The following is a 26,798-nucleotide window of genomic DNA, read 5'->3' as shown; positions in this document are numbered from 1 at the left end:
ATGGATTACGTTACTTTAAATGACGGCATGATGATGCCACAACTTGGTTTGGGTGTTTACCAAATCGATGATCAAAATGTTACAAAGCAAACTGTTATGGATGGTTTGAAAAATGGCTACCGCTTGATTGATACAGCTTCAGCATACTTCAATGAGGAAGGTGTTGGCGAAGGAATCAAAGCTAGTGGTGTTGCTCGTAAGGATATTTTCTTGACATCAAAACTTTGGTGGCAAGATTATGCCTATGAGGATGCCAAGAAGGGTATCGATACTTCTTTGGAAAAATTAGGTACCGATTATCTTGATTTGTATTTGTTACATCAGCCAGTTGGCGATATTTTTGGTGCTTGGAGAGCTCTTGAGGAAGCTCAAAAAGCTGGTAAGATTCGTTCAATCGGTGTTTCTAATATGAATTCAGGACGCTTGACCGACTTAATCGCCAATAGCTCAGTAGTTCCTTCCATTAATCAAGTTGAGATACACCCATTCTTCCAAGAAAAAGATCAAGTTGAATATATGAAGAGTCAAAATGTGACTCCAGAAGCCTGGGGTCCATTGGCTCAAGGAGCACACGATATTTTTAACAATTCAATTTTGAAAGAAATTGGTGAGAAATATAATAAATCCGTTGCTCAAGTGGTTCTTCGCTGGTTATTGCAACGCGGTGTTGTTGTAATTCCAAAGAGTACTCATGAACAACGTTTGATTCAGAATATTGATGTATTTGACTTCAAACTTTCGGACGACGATATGAATAAGATTGCTACATTAGATTTGAACAAGGGTGTTGCAGATTATTCAGATCCTGATTTTGTTAACATGCTTCTGAAGTTGCGTGTACGTAACTAAATATTATTTAAGGCAGAATTCCAACGAATTCTGCCTTTTTAATTATTAATGTTATGATTAAATATATTCAGGAGGGATATATTTATGGCTATTTTATGGACACATTTAATTACTTGGATAGTAATGGCAATCACGATTTGCATGGCACTATTCACTAATTCACATAATAAAGTTTACGAAATGATCACAAGAGTAGGATACATTGTGATTATCGTTACTGGTATTTTGATGTTTGGTAACGCTTGGAAGGTAGAACCAACGTTATTAATTGTAAAAATCATTTTAGTACTAATCTTTATTGCATTAACAGAAATCGCCTTTGCACGTAAAAACACAGGAATGCTTTCTACTCAGTTGATTTGGGCAGTAGTTGTATTTTGTATTGTCGTTGCTTTGGTTGGATTTGCACTTTCTGGCTGGTATCCGTTTGTTACTAAATAGGGGTTAAAAAACGGTTCACTGCCGTCCTCCGGTCAGAATTTTTGGGGCCGTGGACGCTGTGGGCACGTTCGGAATCCATAGTGCGGTATCCCGAAGCGGCCTCCATGTAAGCATGCCCCACGGCATGCCAACATGGATTTCACGGCTTTGGCCCCAAAAATTCTGACCTGCGGACTAAGGTAGAGTACCAAAACATTATCTTTTTTGGTGATGATGTTCACTCTAGTCTTCACGATACTCGGATGTTAGTAAGAATATATCAGGTAAATATTAAAAAAAGAGATTTAGTCATTCTTGACTTAAATCTCTTTTTTTATTTCCCTAAATTTTCGGTAAATAGTGTTCCAAAGCATATCCCACTCCGTCTTCCTCGTTTGATTTGGTAACAAATCTTGCTACTTTTAATACCTCCGGCAGTGCATTTTTCATAACTACTGGGTGGGCTACCATATTTAGCATTGGTAAGTCATTGTGACCATCGCCCATTGCTAACATTTCTTCTGGCTTGAGTTTTTCTTGATCAATTACGAATTGAATTCCTCTAGATTTTAATGCTTGATCACTGGTTATTTCTAGATAGGTATCGCTGGATTGCTGGATGCTGACACCTGTTAAATGTTGGGATTCTAAATACACTTTCAAATCGTGCATAGTTTGTTTATCAAAAATAATCATCATTAGTTTGAAAATTTTTGCATCGGGATTGTTGAAAAATTCTTTTGAATTCATGATTGTTGGTTTTCGGTTTGTGTAGTTTTCTTCAAGGCGGATTCCATCGTCAATTCTTTCAGAATACCAATCATTCAAACTGTACCAACTTAGACTTACGTCCTCGAATTTTGTCTGTATAATATTAAAAACTTTTTCAGCAATATCCAAGTCAATGTGACGTTCACTTAAAACATTTACTTCTCCATCAACTTTTTGGAAAATCAGTCCTCCATTAAATCCAATTTGTGGTGCGGTTAGATTTAGCTTAGTCATCACATCGTCCATTTCCATTGGTGCTCTGGCTGATACAAGTGTGAAGGGGAGGTTGGTCTCTTTGATAATTCTGACGTTGGTGTCAGTAATGTTGCCTGCATCGTTGAGAATAGTCCCGTCCATGTCCGAAAAAATGTGTTTAATCATAGAATTTTACCTTTCGTGTTATGTCTGAAATAGAATAACTTCTGAAACGTGTTTTAGGTCAAGAAGTATATATATTCAAAATCACTTAATAAAGATAGACACAGAAAATGGAAGCTAGATAGTAGCTTCCATTTTCTTCATTTACTTGCGTTAACAATCACTCAACGATGAAATCTGTTCAGGCTCTCTTTTGATCTTTTGATTTCTGCATGACACTTGTGTCATCAGAGCTTGATTTTTCTAAAATAGGTAAAGCCTTTAATCTCTTCATTTCTTCTTCGTAAGCTTTTCGAACCACTGGATCTTTTAATTGTCCTTTTAAATAATCATCAAATTTAACGTTTGCCATTTTTTCACTCCTAAAATATTCTCTTCTGATTTTTATTGCTCTATCAATTTGTCTAATTGGTGTTCTCTGGGTCTTTTTTGTAAAACCGTGGGTGATGATGTAAGAGTTATTAGAAATACTAAAATATAACAGTCGCTGGATGTTGTGATTTAAGCTAGATCTAATTTCGAAAATATTTGAATCGAGTTTCTTTACAATTTGCTTATTAATCGCGATCAACATACCCTCGCTCTTAATATACTTTAGCTGAGAAATTAACTTACCTCGATCTTTCCTTGGCAAAGAGTCCATAAACTCTAATCCCTCATTATGACCATTTTTTCGTTCATAAAATGTAAATTCTGGTTTCTTAACCACTAGTATACGTCCGCCTTTTCGGTTAAGCAATATATTGGGTCAAGTGTAATCACTGTACATTTTTCTAATTTAATTTTAATATTTCGACTAAAATATAGGATTGGTCATGAATTGAATTATCATATCCAAATTAATTATTTTTTTAAAATGTGTCTATATATGATTTTTATTAAGCATAAGCATCATATTTACTTTGTTTAATAAAGTTAAAATGCTGTTTTGCCATTTTTAAATAAATTCTCACTTCAAAAAATGATGATTCATTAACATAAAAATTAAGATGGTGTTAGACTTATTAGAAATAATCTAATTTATAGGACGAGGTGCGAAATGGAAGATAATTACGAAAAACAGTTCCATGTTAATGGAAGGACTTATTCCTTTTACGATATTGCGGGATACTTGGCTGCACATCACCAGCAAGTTTCTAAGATGCCGTATTCAATCCGAGTTCTCTTGGAATTAACTTTGCGCCACAGTGCCACAAAACCAATTATAAAAAAATTTCTACCATCGTTTATCGATTGGGATAAGAATCATGACGAAGATGTTGCTTATAAACCTGAACGTGTAATCTTGCAAGATTTTACCGGTGTTCCAGCACTTGTCGATCTCGCCGCTATGCGTGATGAGGTTAAGAAACGTGGTGGTGATCCAAATAAAATTAATCCGGATGTGCCAGTTCACTTGGTTATTGATCACTCCGTTCAAGTTGATATGGCAGCTAATGAACAAGCATTCGATTTCAATGTTAAGAAAGAGTTCAAACGTAATCATGAGCGTTATACATTTTTGAAATGGGCGCAAAATAGTTTTGATAACTTGACGATAATTCCACCTGATACCGGAATTATTCACCAAGTTAATTTGGAATACTTATCTGAAGTAATTCGTCAGGAAAAAGTTAACGGGAAGATGGTTGCTTTTCCAGATACATTAGTTGGAACTGACTCACACACGACCATGATAAATGGACTAGGTGTTCTAGGCTGGGGCGTTGGTGGAATTGAAGCTGAGGCTAGCATGTTGGGGCAAGAATCATATTTTCCAATGCCTAATGTTGTCGGTGTTAAGTTGACGGGTAAATTACCTGATACAGCTACTGCTACTGATTTGGCGTTAACTATTACTAACCTTTTGAGAAAACATAATGTTGTTGGAAAATTTGTTGAATTCTATGGACCTGGCTTGAAGAACCTTCCTTTAGCAAACCGTGCAACTATTGCTAATATGGCGCCAGAATACGGTGCTACTTGTGGTTTCTTCCCAATTGATGATCAAACATTGGCTTACATGAAATTGACTGATAGATCACCTGAACAAATTGAATTCGTTGAAAAATATGCCAAGGAAAATGGCTTTTTCTACGATGAATCTGAAGATGCTTACAGACATTACTCTGAGAACGAATCGCTTGATTTAGGTATTGTTCAAAGCAGTTTGGCTGGTCCAAAGCGTCCTCAAGACCTTATTTATTTGAAGGATATGCCTAGTCATTTTAGACAATATGATGAAATGGGAGATTTCCCAGTTAACGTTGAAGATACTGACTTTAAGCTTCGTCCCGGTGACTTAGGAATTGCTGCTATTACTAGTTGTACCAACACTTCTAATCCTGAAGTTTTGATTGCCGCTGGACTGCTCGCACAAAAGGCGGTCGAGAGGGGTCTTAAAGTTCCGAAGTATGTGAAGACTTCATTTGCACCCGGATCACGTGTTGTTACTAAGTATCTTGAAATTTCTGACTTACAAAAATATTTGGATGCCTTAGGCTTCAATATTGTTGGTTACGGATGTACAACTTGTATTGGTAACTCAGGTAAGTTAAAGGAGAATCTGCAGTCGAAATTGGCTGACAATCCTTATCCAATCGCTGCGATTGAAAGTGGAAATAGAAACTTTGAAGGTCGTGTAAATCCATTGACCAAAGATACTTTCTTGGCTTCACCACCACTAGTTGTGGCTTACGCGCTTGCTGGAACTGTCGATATTGATATTACGAAAGATCCCCTTGGGAATGACAAAGATGGAAAACCAGTTTACTTCAAGGAATTGTGGCCAGATGTAAATGAGATTAGTTCTGTTATACACAAATATCTCAGTCCACAATTATTCTCAACAAACTATGCTAATATTTTTGATCAAAATAAAACTTGGAATGATTTGCCCGCTGCTAAGTCGACTACTTATCCTTGGGATGAAAAGTCGACTTACATTGCTAATCCACCATTGTTTGAAAACACTGAAACTAGTGATTTGAAAGATATGCGTGTGTTAGCTAAATTAGGCGATTCAATCACAACTGACCACATTTCACCAGCTGGATTTATTGGAAAAACTTCACCTGCTGGTAAATATTTGTTGGCACACGGAGTTCAAATGCCCGATTTTAACTCATACGGTTCTCGCCGTGGTAACCACGAAGTTATGATGCGAGGGACACTTGGAAATGTTCGTCTCCAAAATGAACTGACACCTGATAAATTAGGTGGCTTTACTCATTCATGGTTGACTGATGAAGATACAACTATTTATGAAGCTGCCATGGATTACAAGAAACACAATGTTGATACTGTAATTTTGGCTGGTAAAGATTATGGGATGGGTTCATCTCGTGACTGGGCCGCAAAGGGTGTGGAACTTCTTGGTGTTAAAGCTGTTATTGCGGAAAGCTATGAAAGAATTCACCGTTCAAACTTGGTTATGATGGGTGTTTTACCTTTGCAATATAAACCAGGCGACAGTGCTAAATCACTCGGATTAAAGGGTGACGAACAAATTTCAATTACACGTGATGACAAAACAGCGCACGTCGTAGCTAAGAATAATGATCATACGATTAAATTCGACACTAAAGTCAGATTTGATGCGCCAATTGATAAGAAATATTATCAAGCCCACGGTATTTTGCCGATGATGGTTGATAACAAATTAGGAGTTTAGACAATTGAAAAATTGATAAGGAGGTATTGAAGATGGATCATCCAAAAGGATTAGCAGGGATTGTTGTTGATGAAACTCATATCAGTTCAACAAAAAATGAACGATTAACTTATGCGGGTTATTCTGTAGAAGAAATGGCCAAAGCACACGCGAGTTTTGAAGAAGTGGTGTATTTGCTCTGGAAGACACACCTTCCTAATAGAGAAGAACTGGAAGATTTTCGCAAGGATTTGGTAAGCAAAATGGTCTTGCCAGCTGAAACAATTCGTCTTTTGCTGTATATCGCTAGAGAGCCACAGCATCCGATGAGTATTTTGCGTACAACTACTTCGCTACTTGGGACAACCAATGATGTTGATCACGATGAACCGCCCAAGATTTTGGCGAAAATGTTAACGGCAATCGCTGCAATTATTCGGATTCGTGATGATAAGCCATTTCTCGAGGTTGATCCAGATCTTGGAGTTGCTGACAATTTTCTCTACATGATGACTGGGAAAAAGCCAGATTCTGAATTATCTCAAATGTTTAATACAGTTATGATTTTGCACGCGGACCACGAATTCAATGCCTCGACATTCACCGCCAGAGTTGTCGCTTCAACTTTTTCAGATTATTATTCATGTCTAACTGCTGCAGTCTGTGCATTGAAAGGACCTCTACACGGCGGTGCAAATGAGCGTGTTTTCGAAATGCTGATGGACATCGTTCAAGGCGACCAAGATCCAATCGATTTTGTTAAGGATCAGATGGCGCAAGGTCGCAAGATTATGGGATTTGGCCACAGAATTTACAAGCATGGTGACCCTAGAGCCTGTATTCTAAAAGGTATTGCTGAAAAACTTGCTGAAGAAACTGGGAATATTGATTTGTACAATATCCAACAGACTTTGGCTGACTACATGCTCGAGAAAACTGGTCTACATCCAAATGTCGACTATTACACTGCTTTGATTTATCACTGCTTAGGGCTTGAAAAGGAAACTTTCACTTTGGTATTTGCAGCTTGTCGGACATCTGGTTGGTTAGCTCACGTCATGGAACAACGACGTGAAAAAACTTTGATTCGTCCGAATTCTGAATATGTGGGACCAACGGATAGAAGTTATATAGATGATACTTGCATCAAGGAGGTTCTATAGTGAGTTCAGAAAAAATTACTATGCAAAATGGAAAACTTGTCACACCTGATGAACCAACTATCCCTTTTATAGCAGGGGATGGAATTGGTCCAGAAATTTGGTCAGCAGCAAAAGTAGTCTTCGATGCAGCCGTAAAACAAGCTTATAACGGGAATAAAAAAGTTGACTGGAAGCCACTTTTAGCCGGTGAAGTTGCATACAAAAAAACTGGCGAATGGTTACCTCAAGAGACACTCGATACTTTAGTTGATAACTTGGTTGCGATTAAAGGTCCCTTGACGACTCCAATTGGCAAAGGCCACAGGTCCATTAATGTTACATTACGTCAAAAATTGGATCTTTACGCTTGCTTCAGGCCGGTTAAATATTTTAAAGGTGTACCATCACCAGTAACACATCCTGAAAATGTTGATATCGCGGTCTTCCGAGAAAATACTGAAGACATTTATGCTGGAATTGATTTTTCGGCAGGTAGTGATGAGGCAACTGGATTGCTAAATTTATTGAAAGAAAATAACCAATTAGATAAAGTTAGATTCCCTAAGACTTCAAATTTTGCGATAAAACCTGTATCTTCCGAAGGATCAAAACGAATTGTCCACGCGGCACTGGATTATGCCTTCCGACACAATTTGAAGAAACTTACTTTGGTTCATAAGGGTAATATTATGAAAAAAACAGAAGGTGGCTTCAAACAGTGGGGATACGAAGAGGCTGAAACGTATGGTGATAATGTATTTACCATGAATGAATACGCTGAAATTAAAGCAGAAAAAGGTCAAGAAAAGGCTGATGAGGCTTTGACGGCTGCTGAGTTTGCTGGAAGGTTAATTGTAAATGACGTGATAACCGACAATTTCTTCCAACAAGCTTTGTTACATCCGGAAAACTTTGACGTGGTTGTTACGATGAATTTGAATGGTGATTATATTTCTGATGCCTTGGCTGCACAAGTTGGCGGTATTGGAATTTCACCTGGTGGCAATATTAATTATCAGACTGGTCAGGCTATTTTTGAGGCCACTCACGGAACTGCCCCTCAATTTGCTGGTCAAAATAAATTGAACCCTACTTCTTTAATGTTGTCGGGCGCTATGATGTTTGATTATATTGGCTGGCATGAAGTTGCTACATTGATTGAGCAGGGCATCGGGGATGCTATTGCTGAGAAGCATACTACGATGGATTTTGCCCGCAATGTCAGGGGTTCTGAAGAGTTAAGTACTAGTGGGTTTGGTGATTTTGTTGCTAAGAATATAGAGAAAACTCGAGTGTAGGGGGTTCACTGCCGCACTCCGGTAAGGTTCCGCGGGGGCCGTGGACGCTGTGGCTCGTTCGGAATCCATAGTGCGGTATCCCGAAGCGAGCTTATTGTAAACGAGCCTTTTGGCTCGTCAACAATAAATTCACGGCTTGGGCCCCCGCGAAACCTTACCTCCGTGCTGAATTGGTACTAAACTCTTTAGTTGGTGGGGTTATTAGTTGACTGCTGCCATTTGCTTACTTATTTTTAGTTGGTGGGTTTGGGGTTCACTTTATAGTGTTCTTAGTAAAAATTTGGAAAATTGAGAAATGATGGTTTCAAAAAGAAGCTTACTCCGTCTGGAATAAGCTTCTTTTTTGGTATTGAGGTTATTTTGCAAAGTGTACGTTTAAATCTTTGAGTGTTGCCATATTTTTTATTAGTTGATCTATTGCGTCTAACCAGGGTAGTAATAGTGCTGCGCCTGATCCTTCTCCTACAGCTAAATCTAGGTTGTAATTTGCTTCTAGATTGAGTGCTTCTAATGCTAATTTTGTTCCTAATTCGTGTGATGCGTGTGAGGCTATTACGTGTTTTCCGATCCCGGGGATGAACTTCTGGGCTAGGATGCATGATGAGTAGGTTAGGAATCCGTCTAGTACTATTGGTACTCCTGAGTTTGCTGCTTCAATTATTGCTCCGGCCATGGCTCCAATTTCGAATCCGCCTACTTTGCTTAGGATATCAATGGCATCATCTGAGTCGCAATTTCTGTTTTTCAATGCAGTTTTTACAACTTCGATTTTGTGTACCAATCGTTCGTCAGAAATGTTTGATCCACGACCGACTACTTTTTCGGCTGGTAGATTTAAGGCTGCGGCAATGATGGCACTGGCTGAGCTTGTGTTGGCGATGCCTAACTCGCCTATTAGTAAAATATCGTTACCTTCGTCGATTGCTTGTTTAGCGCAAGCCATGCCAATTTTGATTGATGTTTCGGCTTGGTCACGCGTCATGGCGTCCTCGTGAACCATATTTTTAGTTCCATTTGAGATTTTACAGTCAATGATTCTGGAGTCGTGAAAGGTGTAATCAACTCCAACATCGGTAACTTTCAAGTCGCAATGATTTAACTTGGTCAAAACTCCGATTGTTGTGGTTCTTTTGACTGAGTTAATGGATTGAAGAGCAGTGACTTCTTTAGGTGTAGCGGAAACGCCTTCTTCAACAACTCCGTGATCTGCAGCAAAAAGTAGACAGCATCGCTTGCTGACATTGATGTGAGTTGTTCGTTCGATACCGGCTATTTTTACGGCTAAGTCCTCTAAATTACCCAGTCCAGCAATGGGTTTGGCAAGTCCATCTAACAGTTTTTGCATATTGATTTCCGTATTGTGATCAATGTTTACAGGTGATATTTGTATCATGTTCGACCTTTCGAAAGCGCTTTTATAAAATAATTATAGGTTAAAACGATTTCAGAATGGTTTGAGAACACAAATCCACCAAAATATTGTTAAACACCACATATTTCTAAAATGTGGTTATTTGTTAGATTTGATAATCAATCAAATTGAATAAAATGATCGAATTTCCTGAGTAATAAGATAATAAAATTATATTTTTACCAAAAATTATTTCTGAATATGACTGCTAATTAGTTGTATACACCCCGTGGTTGAGCTGTTATTCTGATGCTAGAAAAAGGTTCAGGGGAGATTATTATGAAAAGTGTCGGCAATGTTTTGACGATATTGAGTACAATTTTTGTACCAGCATTTGTGGTGATATTTATACTTGGGGTTCCACCAATCGTACAAATTTTAATAGGAGCAGCATATGTATATTGTTTGTATAAAATCATTAAACAATATATGTTTTCAAAAATATTAATTTGGAATGGATATTGTTATTGGTATTTGAAAAGCCTGTTAAATACCATAGATTTTAAAGCGGTTGTTTATAGTTTGAGCATTCAAGATCATGTCAAATTACACGAAAGAATCTCCTCCGGAGAATATGAAAAAGTGTTGGATTTGATTCCGGAAGAACAACGTTTGATGATTGAACAAGTTCAGAAAGATCATTTCAATCAGCGTATTGTTAAAACATGTCAAGGCATGGGAAATTTCACACACAAAAGAGCATAGGAAATTAATCCTATGCTCTATTTTTACGGCATCGTTTGTTTGCGACGCCAGATGATGAAAAAGCAGTAAAGTGTTGAAATGAGTGAAACAGTCAAACTCAATTTTTGAACTGTTGTGTAATGATATTGAACTGAAACTGTTCCGGAACCGTTAAGGTAAATTTTGGTTTGCCCGTTGTCGTTGTTTAAGACTGGAGTAGTTGAACTACCGGTGCCAGTGACCTTTGCTTGATATCCCTTGTAGAAAAATAGGGGTAAAACGACTTTTGCATCTTTATTTTTAGTATTGAAAGAGAATTTAACGTTATTATTCGTAATTTCTTTATGTGAGACTGAAACATCAGTTGAATCATAGCCGAGCAACCTGGGTTCGTCAGTCTTGATTTCATTGTAGTTGATCTCGCAAGGTAAATATTCGTGGCCAGCGCCAATCAAATAAGTGCTGATATTGTTGTAAGTCGAGTATTGATTCATGCGCCATGGTGAAGCTTGGGTCGTGAATTGTGCAAACGCAACAGTAAGACCCATCAATCCAACCATTAAAGCAGTCGTCGCATATTTAATTTTGAATAAATTGAGGTCGTCGTTAGCAATAAAGTAGGCGACAATCAATGAAATCAGTGAGAAAAATCTCCATGGAAATTGGAATGATGCAAAGATTGAATTTCGAATGGAATACCATGGGAAAAATTGTGTGCAGGATATGAAAAGAAAGAGCGCAATTAGTGTCAAACTAATATTCTTACATTTGATGAAGTTGTAGATGGTGTAAACCACGAGCCCGATGAATATTACGAATCCAATGTTTACAGTGCCCGCGTGAAATACTTGGTTTGAGAACGAATGTGCCACTAGTTCTGTAAGCGGCTGTGTTTCTTCATAAATTCGAATTAAAGGGTCAGTTGAGACGGTGAAATCTTGACTGATCATTTGTTCTAGGATCGGTGCGTAAATTCCAAATACAATTCCGATTGTCAGCCCGGCGGCTTTGAGAATATTTCGAATTGCATTTTTGTTCCAGAAATATTTAATGTTCAATAAAACGAATAGAACACAGAAACAAAGAATCATGAACAGTGAAATTAGGTGAGACAATCCAATCCCAATCATCGCGAACGAGAAAATATACCACTCATTTGTGTCACCTTTTTTGAATTTTAATAGTTCGGACAGTACGAGTGGGAAGAAAATCATTCCCATTAACTCTCCTAGATCTTGACGACTATAAAGTACTTGAAGGCGATATGTACTAAGGAAGTATATGAAGGTGAAAATCAAGTTATTCTTGGTTGAAAAATTCAACCTTTTTCCAGCAATGTAAGTAATAAACAGTGTGAAGAAATTTATTCCCACTTGGGTTAATAAGTAGGTCACAAGGACTGGAACCCCGAGCAGTCTAAGAATGGCAGCTGGGTATAAAAATATATCAGGATAAAATAAACTTGCAGCGTATCCATATCCACCTGCGAAATACTCGTCTACTTTGGGTAGGAAATTGAAATGTTGAATCGAAGTTGTCAGTGCTCCTATTCGATTAATGTGGAAACGATAGTCTCCGGTCGAAAATGCATAGCCCGGATGCCAATTGACGAGGAGAACGACCAAAATACTTATTAATAAAAAAATCGAATATAGGTATCTTTTTTGATTTAATTTCTGCATTAAATTATTCATGGTTATATCCTAATAGTTTTAATATGATAAGTCGATAGTAATTTATTTGTTGATCAAGATACTATAAATATAGCACTATATATATCATGTATATAAATTATTTTGGAGAAAATAAAAAGCCCGGTAAGCTAGGCTTATCGAGCAATTTTACATCTTATGCAGGTTGATTTGCTTTTGATAGTGCATCTTTTACAGCGTCTTTAATAGCACGACTTGAGGCTGATGCTCCGGAAATTGAATCAACATCGTAAGTATTTTGATCAACGATTCTCTTTGGTAGTTCTGCAAGTGCGTCTGAGGCAACATCATCGCTTTCGCTTTGTTGAAGGATTTCAACATTTTGGATGTTGCTACCATCATCAACTGTGACTCTGACGACTACTTCGCCACCCATACCAGAATTACTTTTACCTAAGTATTGGTTGTCAGCAGTTGTGAATTCTTCGTTGTTAGGCTTGGCATCACTACCTAAGTTGACTGCTACAGCGACTGGTTCTGCAGGTTGATTATTTTCTGCAGGTGCAGTCGTTTGATAAGTTGCCTTTGGTACAGCAGCGTTTTCTCCAGCTATTTTACCGAAAATAAGGCATTCAGCAAGGTTTTGACCACCTTGATATTCGTTGGCGTTGATACCACCAAATTCACCGGCACTGTATAGATGTGGAATTAAGTTGCCACTTGGGTCGAGAACTTCGGCGTGTGTATTACGACGAGCTCCACCTTGTGTGTTCAAAACGTTGTGTGTCAATGGTGCGGCATAGAAAGGACCATCTGAGAAGGCAATCATTGATTCTGGATCACGTCCCCAAGCATAATCTGTGCCATTTTCGGCGAATTGATTGAAGTTTTTAACTGTCTTGTTCAATGTCTTAGGGTTAACATCAATTAGTTTTGCTAAATCTTTGATGCTATCGGCTTTTGTCAGTACGTTAAAGAAGTCCTTGTATGGTAAATCTTTAGCAGCTTTAATTCTATCGTATTGTGCTTGATCGAAAATTAAGTAGGGATGTACATTTGTTGCAGGAACACGCCAGTGACCATTTTGGAAAATGTGACCGTGACGATTTGATGTACTTTCGTCGAAGTAACGGCTACCATCATCACCAACAGTAATTACACTACCATTAACAATTTCTGGGAAGCTGAGGATTAACTGTGCGCGAGTTCCTTCAGGAACATCAAATGCTAGTCCGTGAAGCAATCCTAGTGATTCATAGTTGTGCATGTGCCACATGTCTGCACCGATTTCCTCAGCCATTTTGACACCGTCACCCTTATTGTAAATTGAGCCAAGTGGTGCGGCCTTAAATGCGCCAGTATAATCTTGCATCATTTGCTTGTTGTTTTCGAAACCACCCATGGTCATAATGACACCATTCTTAGCACGGATATTACGGACAACATGCTCACGCTCAATTTGAACACCAATAACTTCTTTTGTGATAGGATCTTGAATCAAATGTTGAGCTGGAGACTTATACCAAACATCAATCATATCCGCACGGTCCAATACTTTTTGACGCAAAATTTTCCATAGGGCAGCATCGAAAATCCCGTCATGAACCATCAAGTAATTGTTGGCTTCACTGCCGCCATATTCGGGGTATTCAGCAATCATTGAAGCAAAGATTGAGTCGGCTGAAAATTTGTCTTTGGCGTTGATTGGGGATTCGACACCGAGATATTTTGTTAAATAATTTGGCATATCGACCATACCCTCAACGTATGTGTCGATCATGTCTTCATCTAAGTCCATTGGCTTAGTTAAGTTCTTATAATATTCTTTTTCACCGTCAAAATTGTCACCGCAGTTAATTAGTTGTGCGGCGTAACGAGTGTTACCACCTTCGTGGCCTTCTGGGGCTGAATCGACTAATAGTGTCTTTGCTCCATCATCCGCTGCAAAACGGGCAGCAGTGGCACCTGCTCCACCAAATCCTAAAACTACAACGTCGTAGGAAGCGTCCCAACGACCTATATCATGTTGACTAACCATTATAATTCCTCCAAAAAATATTCTTGAATTCACAGTTTGTGAAAACCTTTACAACATCAATTTTACGCTAAATTTTATAAAAATAAAGGATTCGATAAATGAGAAAAAATATATTTTTGAAATAAATGTTGCGTTCGAGTATGGTCGAAGGTATACGATTGATATTGAAATTGATCGAAAGAGGGTTAATAAATGACAAAATTAGATGAAACATACACATTAAACAATGGTTTAGAAATTCCTAAAGTAGCTTTTGGTACATGGCAAATGCCTGCTGAAAAGACTCGCCAATCAGTTCTTGACGCCTTGGAAGCCGGATATCGTCATATCGATACTGCTTTAGCATATGGAAATGAAAAAGAAGTGGGACAAGCTGTCCGTGACTCAGGAATTCCCCGTGACCAAATTTACGTCACATCAAAATTGCCTGGTGAAACAAAGACATATGAAGGTGCCAAGAAGGATTTTGAAACAACTTTCAACAATCTAGATATCGACTACCTTGACTTGTACTTAATTCACGCACCATTCCCATGGCAAGAAATGGGTAACGTACCAGCTGATCCTGCAAAATATGACAAAGCCAACCAAGAAATTTGGAAAGCAATGGAAGAAATCCTAGCAACAGGAAAAGTTAAGTCAATCGGCGTGTCAAACTTTAATGTCAGAGACATGAAAGCATTGATCGACAACTCAAACGTAAAACCAGCAGTTGACCAAATCCAATATTACGTAGGATACACAGAACCAAAGATTTCTGCATATGCTAAAGAAAACGACATTCTAGTAGAAGCATATTCACCACTAGCAACAGGTAGAATGCTAAGCAACCCAACAGTAGAACGCATCGCAGAAAAATATAAAGCCAGTGTAGCTCAACTAGCAATCCAATTTGTAATTCAAAACGGAGCTCTACCACTGCCAAAGGCAACCCACAAAGAACACATCCTCGACAACGCAAAACTCGACTTCAAGATTTCTGAGGAAGATATGGAAAAACTAAATAGCTTATCAGATACCGCCGTTGACATGTGGCATAATGGACACCAAGAATAAAAAGAGCCAAAAATCACACGCCCTTCAACACGGAGCACAAGACGACCATAGCGGAGAGGGGTGCGTAACACCCCCGCAGCTCTGGGCGCCTTGTGTGCAGTGTTGAGTGTGATTTTTAGCGTTTCCGCTACATAAAAGTGAACAAAGTAAAACCAATCATACTCAAAAAATCATTCAAAACCAATCCCACAAATAATAAGTTCACCTCAATTTCCAATCATAGGAGTACGTAACACCCCCGAAGCTCTGGACGACTTATATGTGTGCCCCAGTTTTGTTTTTAGCGTTTCCACAGTAATCAAGGGGAGCGAATCACTAAACTAAAATTAACAATCATTAAAACAGTCACAACTAACACCTACAAACTCAAGTGACCGATAAATACGAATTTAATCACGAAAAAAAGACATTCGAACTTTGAATGTCTTTTTGACTATCACAACAAAAACTCACCACCGCAAAACTAAATTCCAAGCAAATAAAACTTTTTTCAAAAAAGTTGTTGCCTTCGACCTAACTGGAAGGTCTACTATAAGCTTCGTTCAAAAGATATGTGGCAATTTCGTTGACAAAACAGCCGGCATATCATCTAATAGAACCGAACATACCAAGTAAAAGAAGAGAGGGAATCCTATGTACACAGATTTGAATGGAAAAGTAGCCGTCGTAACTGGCGGATCAAAGGGAATCGGGCACGCCATTGCCAAGCGTTTCGGACAAGAAAAAATGTCCGTTGTAATCAACTACCACAGTGATAAAGCAGGTGCAGAATCAGCTGCCAAATCAGTCACCGACGAGGGCGGAAAAGCAGCAATTGTCCAAGCCGACATCAGTACTGAAGAAGGAGCAAAAGCCCTTTTGGATGCTGCTGTCGAAAACTTCGGCGGCATGGACATTTGGATCAACAACGCCGGAATGGAAATCAAGTCACCAACTCATGAATTGAGTCTCGATGACTGGAATAAAGTGACAGCAGTCGACCAAACAGGAGTATTCCTCGGATCAAAAGTTGCCCTAGATTATTTTGTAAAAAATAATAAAAAAGGAAACATCATCAACATGTCGTCAGTCCACGAAGCAATCCCATGGCCAACATTTGCCAGTTATGCCGCCGCAAAAGGTAGTGTAAAACTATTCACCAAGACAATCGCAATGGAATACGCCAACCAAAACGTAAGAGTAAACGCCATCGGCCCAGGAGCCATTAACACACCAATCAACGCCGAAAAGTTTGCCGACAAGAAACAATACGACAAAACAGTATCAATGGTACCAATGAACAGAATAGGAACCCCAGAAGAAGTAGCAGCAGGAGCAGCCTGGCTAGCATCAGACGAATCCAGCTACGTAACAGGAATTACACTGTTTATCGATGGAGGGATGACACTTTATCCCGCTTTTAAAGATGGGGAAGGATAAAAAATAGAGCCAAAAAACAAACGCACTTGGGCACGGAGTGTAAGATGCGACACAGCGGAGAGGGCGCGTAACGCCCCGCAGCTTTGTCCAGCTTACACGCAGTGTCCAGTTTGTTTTTTAGCGTTTCCGCTACATGAAAGTGAACCAAGAGAATATAATCATATTCAAAAAGTCGCTCAAAACCGATATCACCAATCAAGATTTCACTTAAAAATTCAAGCAGAGGGGTGCGTAACACCCCCGCAGCTCTGGACGACTTATATGTGTGGGTCAGTTTTGTTTTTAACGTTTCCGCTACATGAAAGTGAACCAAGAGAAAATAATCATAGTCAAAAAAATGTTCAGCACAAGAAGATTATTTGGAGTTCACAACAAACTCAGAATAGTGTAAACCAAAGCTATAGTTTAAAATTAACCAACCACCCAAACAAAAGTCAAGATTGTCCAAACCACAATCTTGGTTTTTCATACCCAAAATCTGCTATAGTGTACAAAACCCCAAAGGAGCCACCAAACCCATGACAAAATCCCAAGACATCAACAAAATAGCCAACTTTCTATCCCAAAGAGATATCCCAAATCTAGAAGTTGAAACTCTAAAATCTCAATACGGAGTAACAAGATTCGATGTCTGTGTACTGTTTGGTGGCAGTATCATAACTGGCGGAAATCTATTTGCTCAAGCAATCAAAAATCAAATTGCAAAGCACTACGTAATAGTAGGGGGCGCAGGTCACACAACACCCGATTTGATTAAAGTGGTAAACGAACTATATCCCGAACTAGATATAACAGGGATGTCAGAAGCGGAAATTTTTCAGAGGTATATCCAACATAAATATAATGTTCAAGCAGATTGTTTAGAAACAAAGTCGACTAACTGTGGTAACAATATAGATAATTTGCTCAGTCTCCTAGACGTACACAAAATAAACCTACAGACGATTTTAATGATGCAAGATTCAACGATGATGTTGAGAATGACAGCCAGAATGAACAAAATGGCTCCCAATGTCTTAGTGACTGATTTCTCAACGTATCAAGCAGAGGTTGAAGAAGTAAATGGAGAACTTCAATTTACCGAAAAGATTCCTGGCATGTGGTCAATGGAGCACTATATCAGTCTTTTACTTGGAGAAATATCCAGGTTAACAGACGATGAAAATGGATATGGTCCAAAAGGTGAGAACTTCATCTTACACGTGGACATTCCAAGTGATGTCGATGCGGCATACAAGCGTCTTTCCTTGATATATCCAAATTTAATCAGAACAGCAAATCCAAAGTTTGCATAAAAAAATTCGACTAGATCAAATGATCTAAGTCGAATTTTTTTTATCTTAACCTTGTGTAATTGTAGCGTATGTATCTTTGATCCATTCATTAGTAGAAACACGATAATAAGTGTGACCATCTACGACACGAGTCTTATCAACAGCCCAGTAATTGTCGTTAGCTAAACCACGATTACTATCTTTCATCTTGTTGTTTTCATGGAAAGATACGAGTGGAACGGCATAACTATCAGGGTTAGTAGCCTTGATAATCTTGTGTGTTGTCTCGCCTTCAGTTGAAGATTTCAATTGAATATCTGCAGCCTTAACGTATTCTTTAGTTGAAACACGGAAGTAAAGTTCACCTTGGTTTGAAAGAACTTTACCAGTTACACGCCAGTTTGATCCATTTGGTAATGTACGTTTTGTAGGATAATTTGGGTCAGCCTGAACATACATTTTGGCGCCATTAGCGTTTTTGATTGTACCGATATCTTCATAGTTGAAGAATTCACCATTAAGTGGTGCATCCATACCCGCATCAACTTCTGGTTCTTGAGGAACTGGTTTAGAGTCCCATCTTGTTAAATCATATGAGTCGATGATGTTATTCAATACTGAAGCATAGTTAGGTGCAGTAGCGTAACGACCTTGCAACCAAGCAGTAGCATCACGGTATGAACGAGTATTTTCTTTCCAAGTACCTTTGTAGAAAGCACCATTCCAAGTTAAACCATAACGAAGTTTTACACCGTTATCGTTGAATGATTCTTCATAAGTAGGGTATTTGGCAAAAGCAGCATTGATATAGTACCAACCATAAGTTGAACTATATTCAGCTGTTCTCATATAAACTGATTGGCCATTGTAACTACCTTTAATACCGAAAAGGTTATGGTTAGGTGGCAACGCTAAAGCTGATCCACCCCAGCCAGATTCAATAATAGCTTGAGCCATCATAACTGAAGCATATAAGTTATATCTTTGAGCTGAACGTTGAGCCATAGGTCCAACTGATTCAGCCCAACGTTGTTGAGAAGACCATGAACGTGATAAAACATTAGCTTCAGCAGCTTCAAGACCTTCCATATCCATAGAGTGAGCCACAGTAGGATCAGCTTTATCAACATGAGGTCCCACAATAGTATTAGCCGCACCATTACCAGTAGCCACATCTGGATCTTCAGAAGCCTCAGTAATAACAGCATCACTGTCAGAAGTATCTTCCTTAGTAGGTGTAACTTCAGTTTCATTATTTGTATTTTGATCTGTATCAGTAGTTTCAGCAGAAACAACACTAGGTACAGCCACTGTTGCTAAAGTATTTAACACCGCAACACTAGTTAGTAGCAAGTTTTTACGCATTTAATTTCTCCTCCTGCATTTCTTTGCTGTTACAGAATACAAAAATTTAAAGCCAGCTTCAACAGAACACGACGTATTGTAAAGTGATGTTCACATGGTTGTAATTTATTATAATATTAATAAGCTTATGCGAATATGTAATCGAAATCATATGTTCCAAAAAAATTGAAAAAATGAATAAAAAAAGAGGAGACCACCGAAGGGCAGTCTCCAGGAACGTGAAATAATGATTTAAATTCCTGAATCTTTTGATATTTTCAAATAAAAGATATCGATATCAAATAAAAAACCAAAATATTACATAAAACAAAATAAACAAACATCCAGAAAATACCAGAAAAAAAGTTACGCGGAGAACCAGACGGAGAAGGGAAATCGATTTGACCTCAGTGGTGAAATTTGAGTTAGTCGGGGAACCGTCCCGACTTACCTCAAAGGCCAAGTTTGGAAACATCTCGCACTATGAGATGGTTTCAAATTGTGCCCACCACGTTCCAGGTCAGAAATCGATTTCCCTTCGCAGTCGACAGTGAACCGCCCCAAAACCTATTTTTCGGCAGATTTTTCTCGAATGTTAGAAGGCTCAAACGAATCGGGCTGATGATTAATCAACAAATCCGCATAATGAGCAACCTTGAAATTAATAGTTTTCAAATGATTTTGTAACTCATTAATCTCATCAAGAGTTTTCTGTTGTTGCTTAAGCATAATCTGATAACGCTCAGGAACAGTATCTTCACCCTCAATAACCAAGTCAAAATATTGCTTGATTTGGTCCAAAGGCATACCAGTTGCACGCAAACACGTAATCAATTTAACCCATTCAAGATCTGCATCATCAAAAACACGATTGTTGTTCTTATCACGTTTTACAAAAGGAAGTAACCCGTGATCATGATAATAACGAACAGTATAAGTTGTAAGATCCATTTTTTTAGCTACTTGTTGAACAGTATATGTTGCCAAATTAAACACTTCTTTCTACTTCGACTAACTGTAATAATGAAGTAATTGTACAACTGATATATGTGATGTCAATATGGTGGCATAAGTAAATAAAACTTTTTTCAAAAATATTTAAAATAACTGTTGCCTTACACCAACTATAAGGTAATATAATGAATTTTGTTAATAAGAGGAGGTCATGATTATGACTAATGTATTGATTATTGGAGCCACTGGTTCCGTAGGTAGCACAACTAGAAGTTATTTTTTGCAAAACACAGATGACAAGCTAACTTTAATGGCTAGACATGCAGCCAGATTGCGTAAGGTGAATCCAGATCGTGAGAAAACTATTTCTGGTGATGTAACTGATCAAGCTGTTCTAGCACAAGCCTTAGAGGGACAGGATGTTGTATTCGCAGCCTTAAGTGGAAATTTGGGTACGATGGCACAATCAATCGTTACTGCCATGGACAAGTCAGACGTTAAACGTCTTTTGTTCATCACATCAATGGGAATTTACAACGAGATTCCTGCTTCAATGGGTGGAGGAAACTTGAATTCTAACCCAATGCTCAGCTCGTATCGTAAAGCTGCAGATATTATTGAAGCTTCAGATTTGGACTACACAGTTATCCGTCCTGGTTGGTTTGATAACAGTGACGACACCGATTATGAAATCACTAAGAAGGGTGAACCCTTTGGTGGACATGATGTTTCAATTACCAGTATCGCTGATTTAGTAGTGAGATTGGCACATGATCCAAAACTAGGATTGCGTGATAGCTTAGGAATTAATAGGAAATAACAAAAAGGTTGTGACAATGTCACGACCTTTTTTTCGTTTCCAGACCTAACTATAGGACGACGATTTTGGTTTATATATCTTCAAAAACATTTTCCTCATATAAATCTGTGAATAAGTTTGAACGCTTTGAAGCTTCAATCTTCTCGACATCGTTGTTCAATTTCTCGGCAATCAGTGACAGCAAATAATATGAGTTAGCCAGCATGTAATGTGAGTTGTGACTAGTGATAAACTTGATGCCGTCCTTGAGCTTGTTTGCAGAGCCTTCATAATCCTGCAGCTCATAATCAATTAATGCCGCCAAGTAGAACAAGATGTTCTGATCTTCGTCATATTTCAATTTTTCCAAATTATTGAAAGCTAAGTCTTGATTTGCACGCGCCAATTTACCCTTATGTTGAGTTGCGTGCGCATACGCCAAAGAAATATATGCCAAGCGCGTAAGAGTACTGGGTTCACGATCATTAGCTTCAGCTATGGAAAGTTTTCCAGAGGTAAAGGCGTCATCCGTGTGGCCAGTTTGCATTTGCGCAACCGCCAAATAGTAATAGTAGGCTTGAGTTTGGGTACCTTCTTCGAGTTGGTCAATGACCTCATCTTGTTGAAGAAAATCCAGTAACTGTTGATACTTATGTTCTCCACACAATTTGGATAGGGTGTCGTTAAAATTTTTTTGGGAGCTAATATCAAAATTATTAGCCAAACCAATTTGGTTGAGATCGATATTCAATCTTTTCGCCAACTGAATAAAAATCGCAGCGTTTGGTAAGTATTCGTTATTTTCAATAGCTGACAACATTGATTGTGAGCAAATACCACTAGCGACAGATTTCTGAGTCTGATGCTGGTCATGTCTAATTGATTTAAGAAGTGTTCCTAATTTTTCCAATATACAGCCTCTGTGTTTTGTAATTAATCGAAGTTTATCATAGAAACTTACTGGTAACAAATATTGTGATTTGTAACCAGAAGGTGTATATTTGTTTCAACAAGTAACATAATGACTAGTTTGTCACCAAATGAAGGAGAGCCCATGAAAGCTGCACAATTAGATTCGTATAATAAAAATTATCAATTGACTGTTAGAGATATACCTACACCAAAAATTTCCGATACAGAAGCATTGGTTCAAGTGAAATACGCTGCTGTCAATCCGCTGGAAAACTTGATTGGTACTGGTAGCGTCAAAATTATTCAAAACTATAAAATGCCACATACAATGGGAAATGAAATAACAGGTGAAATTGTAGAAATTGGTTCGAAGGTTAATGCCTTCAAAGTTGGGGATGTGATTTATAGTCGATTACCAATTAAAACTGGTGGTGGCTTTGCCGAATTTGTTGCCGTTGATAGCGATGCAATTGCTTTATTACCTAAGAATTTAAATCCACAAAACGGTGCTGCGGCGCCTTTAACCGGATTAACAGCTTATCAAGGATTACATGAAGAACTCAACGCCCATGCTGGTCAAACGGTGCTTATTCCCGGTGGGTCAGGTTCATTTGGTCAAATGGCAATTCCCATTGCTAAAGACATGGGACTGCACGTTATCGTCACAGGTAGTGGTGCACAAAAAGAACGCACAATTGCGATTGGCGCTGATGAATATCTAGATTATAAAACTGAAAACTACTGGGAAAAATTGAAAGATGTTGATTTAGTTATTGATACACGTGGTGTTCAAGAACTTAACCACGAACTTTCGGTAATCAAACCAGGTGGACGTTTGCTTTCTCTAATCATGGGACCAAACAAACAGTTTGCAAAAGATCGTGATTTTGGATTTGTCAAAAGCTTTTTATTCTCAATGAATGGTAAGAAATTTGATAATGCTGCTGCTAAAAAGGGTGCTAGTTATAGATTTATATTTGTCCGCAGTGATGGCGAACAACTTAAGAAAATTACCAAAATAATTGAAGATAACAATATTGTTCCAGCAGTTGATCCAACTGAATTTACTTTAGATGATATTAATGATGCCCTCAAACTAATTACCTCTGGTCGTCCAAAGGGAAAAGTTTTAATAAAAGTTTCAGACTAATAGACTATAGTGGGTGTAAATGATATCGAAATTATTATAATGTTCAGGAGGTACTGCTATTTTCAAAAATTGGATTCTCCCTAACATCTCAAAGTCTTGCTGCAGTATTCAAAGTAGATACAGACTCTAACCCCAAACGCAGATGCTTCAATTCGATTACTGATTATGCAACAGTTATATTCGCACGGTCAATGCCAAACACTTATCGTTTTGTTAAGTCAAAATTGGTGTGGTTAAAGCATCAAAAAGGAATGATGTATATAAAGCTAATTAATAAAAAACAGTCGAGAAAATTTTCTCGGCTGTTTTTGTGTCTAATGAGTATTATTTGTGTAATAAGTAGTATTCAAACCATTTGTATCATAATCAGTATCGTCATTATTTTTAAAGAATTTACCATTCAACTTGTTCAAAGTGGTTTCAGTATTACTAATTGTTTCAGTAGATAATCCGAGGGATGTTCTCAATGTGTCAGAACCATCTTGAAGATTATTAGTTGGAGCAACTTGATAAGAACTACCGTTGATCCAAGCGGTCTTACCTTGCAAGTGACCAGTATCGAAATCAGTTGAAACACTGTGATATTTCATTGGTATTTGTCTGATTTCCTTATCCGTTAAGTCGGTATTGACGTCAACACCTAATTTTTTAATCAGACCGGGCAATTTTACCAGATATTCAGGAGTCTTAAGTTTCTTAACAACGGCTTTCAAAACTTGTTGTTGACGTTGTTGACGACCATAGTCGCCACGGGGATCTTGATATCTCATACGTGCATAAGTGAGAGCTTCTTTACCATTCAAATGATGCTTACCTTTTTGAATAGTTACTCCGTCAAAACTAACCTTCATTGGAGAATCGACATCGATTCCACCGACATAATCGACAGTGGTTTTAATAGCGTTCATATCAACTGCCATACTGTAATCGATGGGAACATTCAATAATTCACTAATAGAATTTTTTGCCATGGTGCTCTTACCAATATTGTACGCGGCGTTGATTTTTTGAACATTTTTCTTCTTGTCACCAACCATTTCGGCCAAAGTGTCACGAGGAACAGAATACATAGTAGCTTTATCAGTTTTTGGATTAACTGTAATAACAATAATAGTATCGGACATTCCACGGTCAGTACGACCATCAGCACCAGTATCGGCACCTAAAAGTAAAATTGAAAAAGGTTTACCATTTTGAATCTTATTTGAAGCACTAGTTTTACTAGTATGAATACCATCAAGGGCGTTGTCGATACTCTTGTAATAACTGAATCCAGCAATCAGAGCAATAACAATAACAACTCCAAGAGCAATTAGAATTCTTTTTATGTGTTTCATATAAATATTCCCACCTTAAATTAACGTGTCATCTGAAGATGTAATTATAGAATATTTTGTACCAGGAAAGCAAATTGAGTAATATTTTCAAAACTGGCACCCTGAATAATTTACTAACTGGACCTTTGAAAATCCCTTAAACAATCTAAACTAGTACTTGTGTTCAAAGCAACTGGTCCCAAACTTCTGCCAAAGCCTTGACTCCATCGATAATTTTATCATCGTCAACTTGTCGGAAACTCATGATGATGCTTTTATCATCTTTAGGCTGGTTATGCCAACATCGGTCGGGATTAACAATTCCAACACCAACTTCACTGGCAGACCGAATTAGTTTGGAGATTGATTGGTCTGTTTGAAGCTTAGCCACAATAAATGTACCAGTATTCGTGCCAGTAAATTCAATTTTTGACCCCAGACTCTTTTTTAAAGAAGCAATTAATAACTCACGTCGGTTACGATAAACAATTGTTAATTGTCGAATATACCTTTCCAAAGAATCGTTAGCAATCATACGACTAAGAATTTGTTGCTGCCATAAAGAATTTCGATTGGGAAGTTTTCCATACTTTTCTTTATAAATGGGGAGCAGTTCTTTTGGCAAAACAAGAATCCCCATGCATAGAGCAGATCCTAAAGTATCGTCGTAATTAGTATAGTAGAAACTCTTTCGACCATCCAAAAAGTGATGGATTGCTGGAGTCTGATTACCATCATAAATCAGTGTTCCATCAGTATCGAGTTCAATCAAGTAACGGTTATTTTTAATCAGCCATTTTGAAAAAGTTTGACGCTCATCGTTATCAAGACCATGCCCATCTGGAAAATTATGAGTCGGACAAATTACGTATGCTGATGCTTCAGGCAAACAATCGATATCGTCAAAGTCTATGACATCGACACCTAGCCGATTCCAGATGCCACTAGCATTTGGAGCAATTGGATTTGCCACAGCAATTTTATTTTCAGCCAAGTTAGGAATTAGATTCGCAATAATTCCCGCAGCTTCGTTGAATCCATTCGTAACAACAATTTGGTCAGCGTCAACATCAATATTTTTCAATCGTGCCAAGTAATTTACTAGTTGCTCTCGATATTGTAAATCTCCATTTGCTGGTTGAATATGAGTCAAACCACCGAGCATCATACTTTGTTCAGCATCAAGCCAAGCTCGTTTTGGAAATAAAGTCATGCGATCATAATCATCAGTGAAATCGTATATAAATTTTTCTTGAAGAGGCTCTTGATCAGTAATGTTGGACTGAGCTGAAAAAATTGGAAGGTGAGTGGCGACATGATATCCAGCACCCGGCCTACTTTCCAAATAACCTTCAGCTACTAAGTCTTGGAATGCATGGTCGACAGTATTTCGACTGACGGAAAGAGACTTTGCCAAAAATCGAGTGCTCGGTACAGCTTGCGTAGGAAGACGGACACCAGTTTCAATTTCCGCACGTAATTGTCGATACAATTGTAGATAAATTTGTTCATGACTATCTCGGTTAATATGGAACATTAGATCACCACCTCAAATAAATTGTACTAGAAAGGTAATAACAATATGAAGGTTTTAATTATAAATGCACATCCAGATTACAATAATCCAGCTAGAACGATTAATAAACTAGAAAAACACAGCATCGAAATGATTAACAAACTTGCTCCAGAAGACGAAATTGAAGAGTTAGAACTTTACAATCCTAAAAACAATATTCCGGAAATTTCAGCAGAAACATTAAATCATCCAGAAATAGTCGAGCCAATCCAAGATAAACTAATAAACCAATGGAAAAGATCCGACTTAATCCTAATAATGATGCCACTACACAATTTCAATGTAGTAACAAAATTAAAAGATTACATAGATAACATATTCATAGCGAAGAAAACCTTCAAATACACGGCAGAGGGATCGGTAGGCCTATTAGACGGACATCAAAAAGTAGCCTACATCCAATCCAGCGGAAGTGACTATGAGCATGATTTAAAATACGTAAACGCCGACTTCGCCCCAAACTACATAAGAACCATAATGAATTTCATGGGAATAATACAAATGAAATTAATAAGAGCCCAGGGCATGGATCTAGTAGGAAGTAACAGATCAGCAATAGTAGAAAAAGCAATGCAAGAAATAACACACTATCTAACCGATGCGTTAGCGAGGGATGAAGTACCAGAGGGTAGCGTAACAAAGTGAATATGAAATAGAACAAAAAATAAGGTCGAAAACAATAAATTTTGTTTTCGACCTTATTTTTTTTGTACTCAATTTTTAA

The 26,798-nt window shown here is 38.0% G+C and carries 22 protein-coding genes; 12 read left to right on the top strand and 10 right to left on the bottom strand.

Translation table 11 applies throughout. The annotated features are described in order from the left end of the window. Both ABM34_RS07315 and ABM34_RS07310 read left to right on the top strand, forming a co-directional pair. Nucleotides 1-849, top strand: coding sequence for an aldo/keto reductase (locus tag ABM34_RS07315; RefSeq protein WP_048704636.1), 849 nt, complete (start codon nucleotides 1-3; stop codon nucleotides 847-849). 84 nt (nucleotides 850-933) lie between these two features. Beyond that, nucleotides 934-1,290 (top strand): DUF1516 family protein, encoded by a 357-nt coding sequence (locus ABM34_RS07310; protein WP_048704634.1) that lies wholly within the window; start codon nucleotides 934-936, stop codon nucleotides 1,288-1,290. 321 nt (nucleotides 1,291-1,611) lie between these two features. On the opposite strand, the gene ABM34_RS07305 is transcribed toward ABM34_RS07310, so the two are convergent. Both ABM34_RS07305 and ABM34_RS13550 read right to left on the bottom strand, forming a co-directional pair. Beyond that, nucleotides 1,612-2,421, bottom strand: a complete 810-nt coding sequence (locus ABM34_RS07305) for a Cof-type HAD-IIB family hydrolase (RefSeq protein WP_048704632.1) — start codon at nucleotides 2,419-2,421, stop codon at nucleotides 1,612-1,614. Between the two features lie 178 nt (nucleotides 2,422-2,599). Continuing rightward, a complete protein-coding gene (locus ABM34_RS13550) occupies nucleotides 2,600-3,127 on the bottom strand; it encodes a type II toxin-antitoxin system RelE/ParE family toxin (RefSeq protein ID WP_064505409.1) in 528 nt (175 codons plus the stop codon). A 330-nt stretch (nucleotides 3,128-3,457) separates the two neighbouring features. On the opposite strand from ABM34_RS13550, the gene acnA reads away from it, so the two are divergent. Genes acnA through icd form a run of 3 tightly spaced genes read left to right on the top strand, consistent with a single transcriptional unit; the run spans nucleotide 3,458 to nucleotide 8,489 of the window. Further along, on the top strand, nucleotides 3,458-6,070 hold the full coding sequence (gene acnA, locus ABM34_RS07295) for an aconitate hydratase AcnA (protein WP_048704630.1): 2,613 nt from the start codon (nucleotides 3,458-3,460) through the stop codon (nucleotides 6,068-6,070). Between the two features lie 32 nt (nucleotides 6,071-6,102). Beyond that, complete coding sequence (locus ABM34_RS07290; RefSeq protein ID WP_048704629.1) at nucleotides 6,103-7,212, top strand: citrate/2-methylcitrate synthase; 1,110 nt, start codon at nucleotides 6,103-6,105, stop codon at nucleotides 7,210-7,212. Between the two features lie 20 nt (nucleotides 7,213-7,232). Next, nucleotides 7,233-8,489, top strand: coding sequence for an NADP-dependent isocitrate dehydrogenase (gene icd / locus ABM34_RS07285; protein WP_048706433.1), 1,257 nt, complete (start codon nucleotides 7,233-7,235; stop codon nucleotides 8,487-8,489). Nucleotides 8,490-8,844: 355 nt separating this feature from the next. On the opposite strand, the gene cobT is transcribed toward icd, so the two are convergent. After that, complete coding sequence (gene cobT, locus ABM34_RS07280; protein ID WP_048704627.1) at nucleotides 8,845-9,882, bottom strand: nicotinate-nucleotide--dimethylbenzimidazole phosphoribosyltransferase; 1,038 nt, start codon at nucleotides 9,880-9,882, stop codon at nucleotides 8,845-8,847. 297 nt (nucleotides 9,883-10,179) lie between these two features. Here cobT and ABM34_RS07275 point away from each other — a divergent pair, with 297 nt between their 5' ends. After that, nucleotides 10,180-10,605, top strand: a complete 426-nt coding sequence (locus tag ABM34_RS07275; RefSeq protein ID WP_048704625.1) for a hypothetical protein — start codon at nucleotides 10,180-10,182, stop codon at nucleotides 10,603-10,605. 23 nt (nucleotides 10,606-10,628) lie between these two features. Here ABM34_RS07275 and ABM34_RS07270 read toward each other — a convergent pair whose 3' ends face one another. Further along, nucleotides 10,629-12,278, bottom strand: a complete 1,650-nt coding sequence (locus ABM34_RS07270) for a hypothetical protein (protein ID WP_064505408.1) — start codon at nucleotides 12,276-12,278, stop codon at nucleotides 10,629-10,631. 154 nt (nucleotides 12,279-12,432) lie between these two features. After that, nucleotides 12,433-14,274, bottom strand: coding sequence for an FAD-binding protein (locus ABM34_RS07265; protein WP_048704622.1), 1,842 nt, complete (start codon nucleotides 14,272-14,274; stop codon nucleotides 12,433-12,435). A gap of 192 nt (nucleotides 14,275-14,466) precedes the next feature. On the opposite strand from ABM34_RS07265, the gene ABM34_RS07260 reads away from it, so the two are divergent. The 3 genes from ABM34_RS07260 to ABM34_RS07245 all read left to right on the top strand — a co-directional run bounded on the left by ABM34_RS07260 (nucleotide 14,467) and on the right by ABM34_RS07245 (nucleotide 18,044). Beyond that, nucleotides 14,467-15,330 (top strand): aldo/keto reductase, encoded by an 864-nt coding sequence (locus ABM34_RS07260; RefSeq protein ID WP_048704621.1) that lies wholly within the window; start codon nucleotides 14,467-14,469, stop codon nucleotides 15,328-15,330. Between the two features lie 633 nt (nucleotides 15,331-15,963). Further along, a complete protein-coding gene (locus ABM34_RS07255; RefSeq protein ID WP_048704619.1) occupies nucleotides 15,964-16,749 on the top strand; it encodes a glucose-1-dehydrogenase in 786 nt (261 codons plus the stop codon). A 518-nt stretch (nucleotides 16,750-17,267) separates the two neighbouring features. After that, entirely contained in the window at nucleotides 17,268-18,044 is a 777-nt protein-coding gene (locus ABM34_RS07245) for a hypothetical protein (RefSeq protein WP_048704615.1), read from the top strand. Nucleotides 18,045-18,089: 45 nt separating this feature from the next. Here ABM34_RS07245 and ABM34_RS13515 read toward each other — a convergent pair whose 3' ends face one another. Next, the gene (locus ABM34_RS13515) at nucleotides 18,090-19,388 is read right to left on the bottom strand and encodes a glycoside hydrolase family 73 protein (RefSeq protein ID WP_053084455.1); all 1,299 of its coding nucleotides are present in this window, start codon (nucleotides 19,386-19,388) and stop codon (nucleotides 18,090-18,092) included. A 546-nt stretch (nucleotides 19,389-19,934) separates the two neighbouring features. Then, nucleotides 19,935-20,354 (bottom strand): MerR family transcriptional regulator, encoded by a 420-nt coding sequence (locus tag ABM34_RS07235; RefSeq protein ID WP_083988276.1) that lies wholly within the window; start codon nucleotides 20,352-20,354, stop codon nucleotides 19,935-19,937. 184 nt (nucleotides 20,355-20,538) lie between these two features. Between ABM34_RS07235 and ABM34_RS07230 the strand changes: the two genes are divergently transcribed. Next, nucleotides 20,539-21,141 carry an NAD(P)H-binding protein gene (locus ABM34_RS07230; protein WP_048704614.1) on the top strand — a complete coding sequence of 201 codons (603 nt, stop codon included), beginning with the start codon at nucleotides 20,539-20,541 and terminating at the stop codon, nucleotides 21,139-21,141. 70 nt (nucleotides 21,142-21,211) lie between these two features. Here ABM34_RS07230 and ABM34_RS07225 read toward each other — a convergent pair whose 3' ends face one another. Next, nucleotides 21,212-22,030, bottom strand: coding sequence for a helix-turn-helix domain-containing protein (locus tag ABM34_RS07225; RefSeq protein ID WP_048704612.1), 819 nt, complete (start codon nucleotides 22,028-22,030; stop codon nucleotides 21,212-21,214). Between the two features lie 144 nt (nucleotides 22,031-22,174). Here ABM34_RS07225 and ABM34_RS07220 point away from each other — a divergent pair, with 144 nt between their 5' ends. Continuing rightward, nucleotides 22,175-23,182 (top strand): NADP-dependent oxidoreductase, encoded by a 1,008-nt coding sequence (locus ABM34_RS07220; RefSeq protein ID WP_048704610.1) that lies wholly within the window; start codon nucleotides 22,175-22,177, stop codon nucleotides 23,180-23,182. A 314-nt stretch (nucleotides 23,183-23,496) separates the two neighbouring features. Here ABM34_RS07220 and ABM34_RS07215 read toward each other — a convergent pair whose 3' ends face one another. Then, a complete protein-coding gene (locus ABM34_RS07215) occupies nucleotides 23,497-24,519 on the bottom strand; it encodes an LCP family protein (protein ID WP_048704608.1) in 1,023 nt (340 codons plus the stop codon). A gap of 163 nt (nucleotides 24,520-24,682) precedes the next feature. Then, on the bottom strand, nucleotides 24,683-26,035 hold the full coding sequence (locus ABM34_RS07210) for an aminotransferase-like domain-containing protein (protein WP_048704606.1): 1,353 nt from the start codon (nucleotides 26,033-26,035) through the stop codon (nucleotides 24,683-24,685). Between the two features lie 45 nt (nucleotides 26,036-26,080). On the opposite strand from ABM34_RS07210, the gene ABM34_RS07205 reads away from it, so the two are divergent. Next, nucleotides 26,081-26,719, top strand: a complete 639-nt coding sequence (locus ABM34_RS07205; protein WP_048704605.1) for an FMN-dependent NADH-azoreductase — start codon at nucleotides 26,081-26,083, stop codon at nucleotides 26,717-26,719. Nucleotides 26,720-26,798: the final 79 nt, after the last annotated feature.

The organism is Companilactobacillus ginsenosidimutans (genome assembly GCF_001050475.1).
GTDB lineage: Bacteria > Bacillota > Bacilli > Lactobacillales > Lactobacillaceae > Companilactobacillus > Companilactobacillus ginsenosidimutans.
This window is presented reverse-complemented; position numbering and strand designations above follow the sequence as displayed.

What these genes read in the sequence shown, in the direction of transcription:
- ABM34_RS07230 (WP_048704614.1), top strand. Translation starts at nt 20,539, where the DNA reads ATGACTAATGTATTGATTATTGGAGCCACTGGTTCCGTAGGTAGCACA.
- ABM34_RS07205 (WP_048704605.1), top strand. Translation starts at nt 26,081, where the DNA reads ATGAAGGTTTTAATTATAAATGCACATCCAGATTACAATAATCCAGCT.
- icd (WP_048706433.1), top strand. Translation starts at nt 7,233, where the DNA reads ATGCAAAATGGAAAACTTGTCACACCTGATGAACCAACTATCCCTTTT.
- ABM34_RS07245 (WP_048704615.1), top strand. Translation starts at nt 17,268, where the DNA reads ATGACAAAATCCCAAGACATCAACAAAATAGCCAACTTTCTATCCCAA.
- ABM34_RS07215 (WP_048704608.1), bottom strand. Translation starts at nt 24,519, where the DNA reads ATGAAACACATAAAAAGAATTCTAATTGCTCTTGGAGTTGTTATTGTT.
- ABM34_RS07220 (WP_048704610.1), top strand. Translation starts at nt 22,175, where the DNA reads ATGAAAGCTGCACAATTAGATTCGTATAATAAAAATTATCAATTGACT.
- ABM34_RS07270 (WP_064505408.1), bottom strand. Translation starts at nt 12,278, where the DNA reads ATGAATAATTTAATGCAGAAATTAAATCAAAAAAGATACCTATATTCG.
- ABM34_RS07260 (WP_048704621.1), top strand. Translation starts at nt 14,467, where the DNA reads ATGACAAAATTAGATGAAACATACACATTAAACAATGGTTTAGAAATT.
- ABM34_RS07210 (WP_048704606.1), bottom strand. Translation starts at nt 26,035, where the DNA reads ATGTTCCATATTAACCGAGATAGTCATGAACAAATTTATCTACAATTG.
- ABM34_RS07290 (WP_048704629.1), top strand. Translation starts at nt 6,103, where the DNA reads ATGGATCATCCAAAAGGATTAGCAGGGATTGTTGTTGATGAAACTCAT.
- ABM34_RS07315 (WP_048704636.1), top strand. Translation starts at nt 1, where the DNA reads ATGGATTACGTTACTTTAAATGACGGCATGATGATGCCACAACTTGGT.
- ABM34_RS07275 (WP_048704625.1), top strand. Translation starts at nt 10,180, where the DNA reads ATGAAAAGTGTCGGCAATGTTTTGACGATATTGAGTACAATTTTTGTA.
- ABM34_RS07255 (WP_048704619.1), top strand. Translation starts at nt 15,964, where the DNA reads ATGTACACAGATTTGAATGGAAAAGTAGCCGTCGTAACTGGCGGATCA.
- ABM34_RS07310 (WP_048704634.1), top strand. Translation starts at nt 934, where the DNA reads ATGGCTATTTTATGGACACATTTAATTACTTGGATAGTAATGGCAATC.
- ABM34_RS07305 (WP_048704632.1), bottom strand. Translation starts at nt 2,421, where the DNA reads ATGATTAAACACATTTTTTCGGACATGGACGGGACTATTCTCAACGAT.
- ABM34_RS13515 (WP_053084455.1), bottom strand. Translation starts at nt 19,388, where the DNA reads ATGCGTAAAAACTTGCTACTAACTAGTGTTGCGGTGTTAAATACTTTA.
- acnA (WP_048704630.1), top strand. Translation starts at nt 3,458, where the DNA reads ATGGAAGATAATTACGAAAAACAGTTCCATGTTAATGGAAGGACTTAT.
- cobT (WP_048704627.1), bottom strand. Translation starts at nt 9,882, where the DNA reads ATGATACAAATATCACCTGTAAACATTGATCACAATACGGAAATCAAT.
- ABM34_RS07265 (WP_048704622.1), bottom strand. Translation starts at nt 14,274, where the DNA reads ATGGTTAGTCAACATGATATAGGTCGTTGGGACGCTTCCTACGACGTT.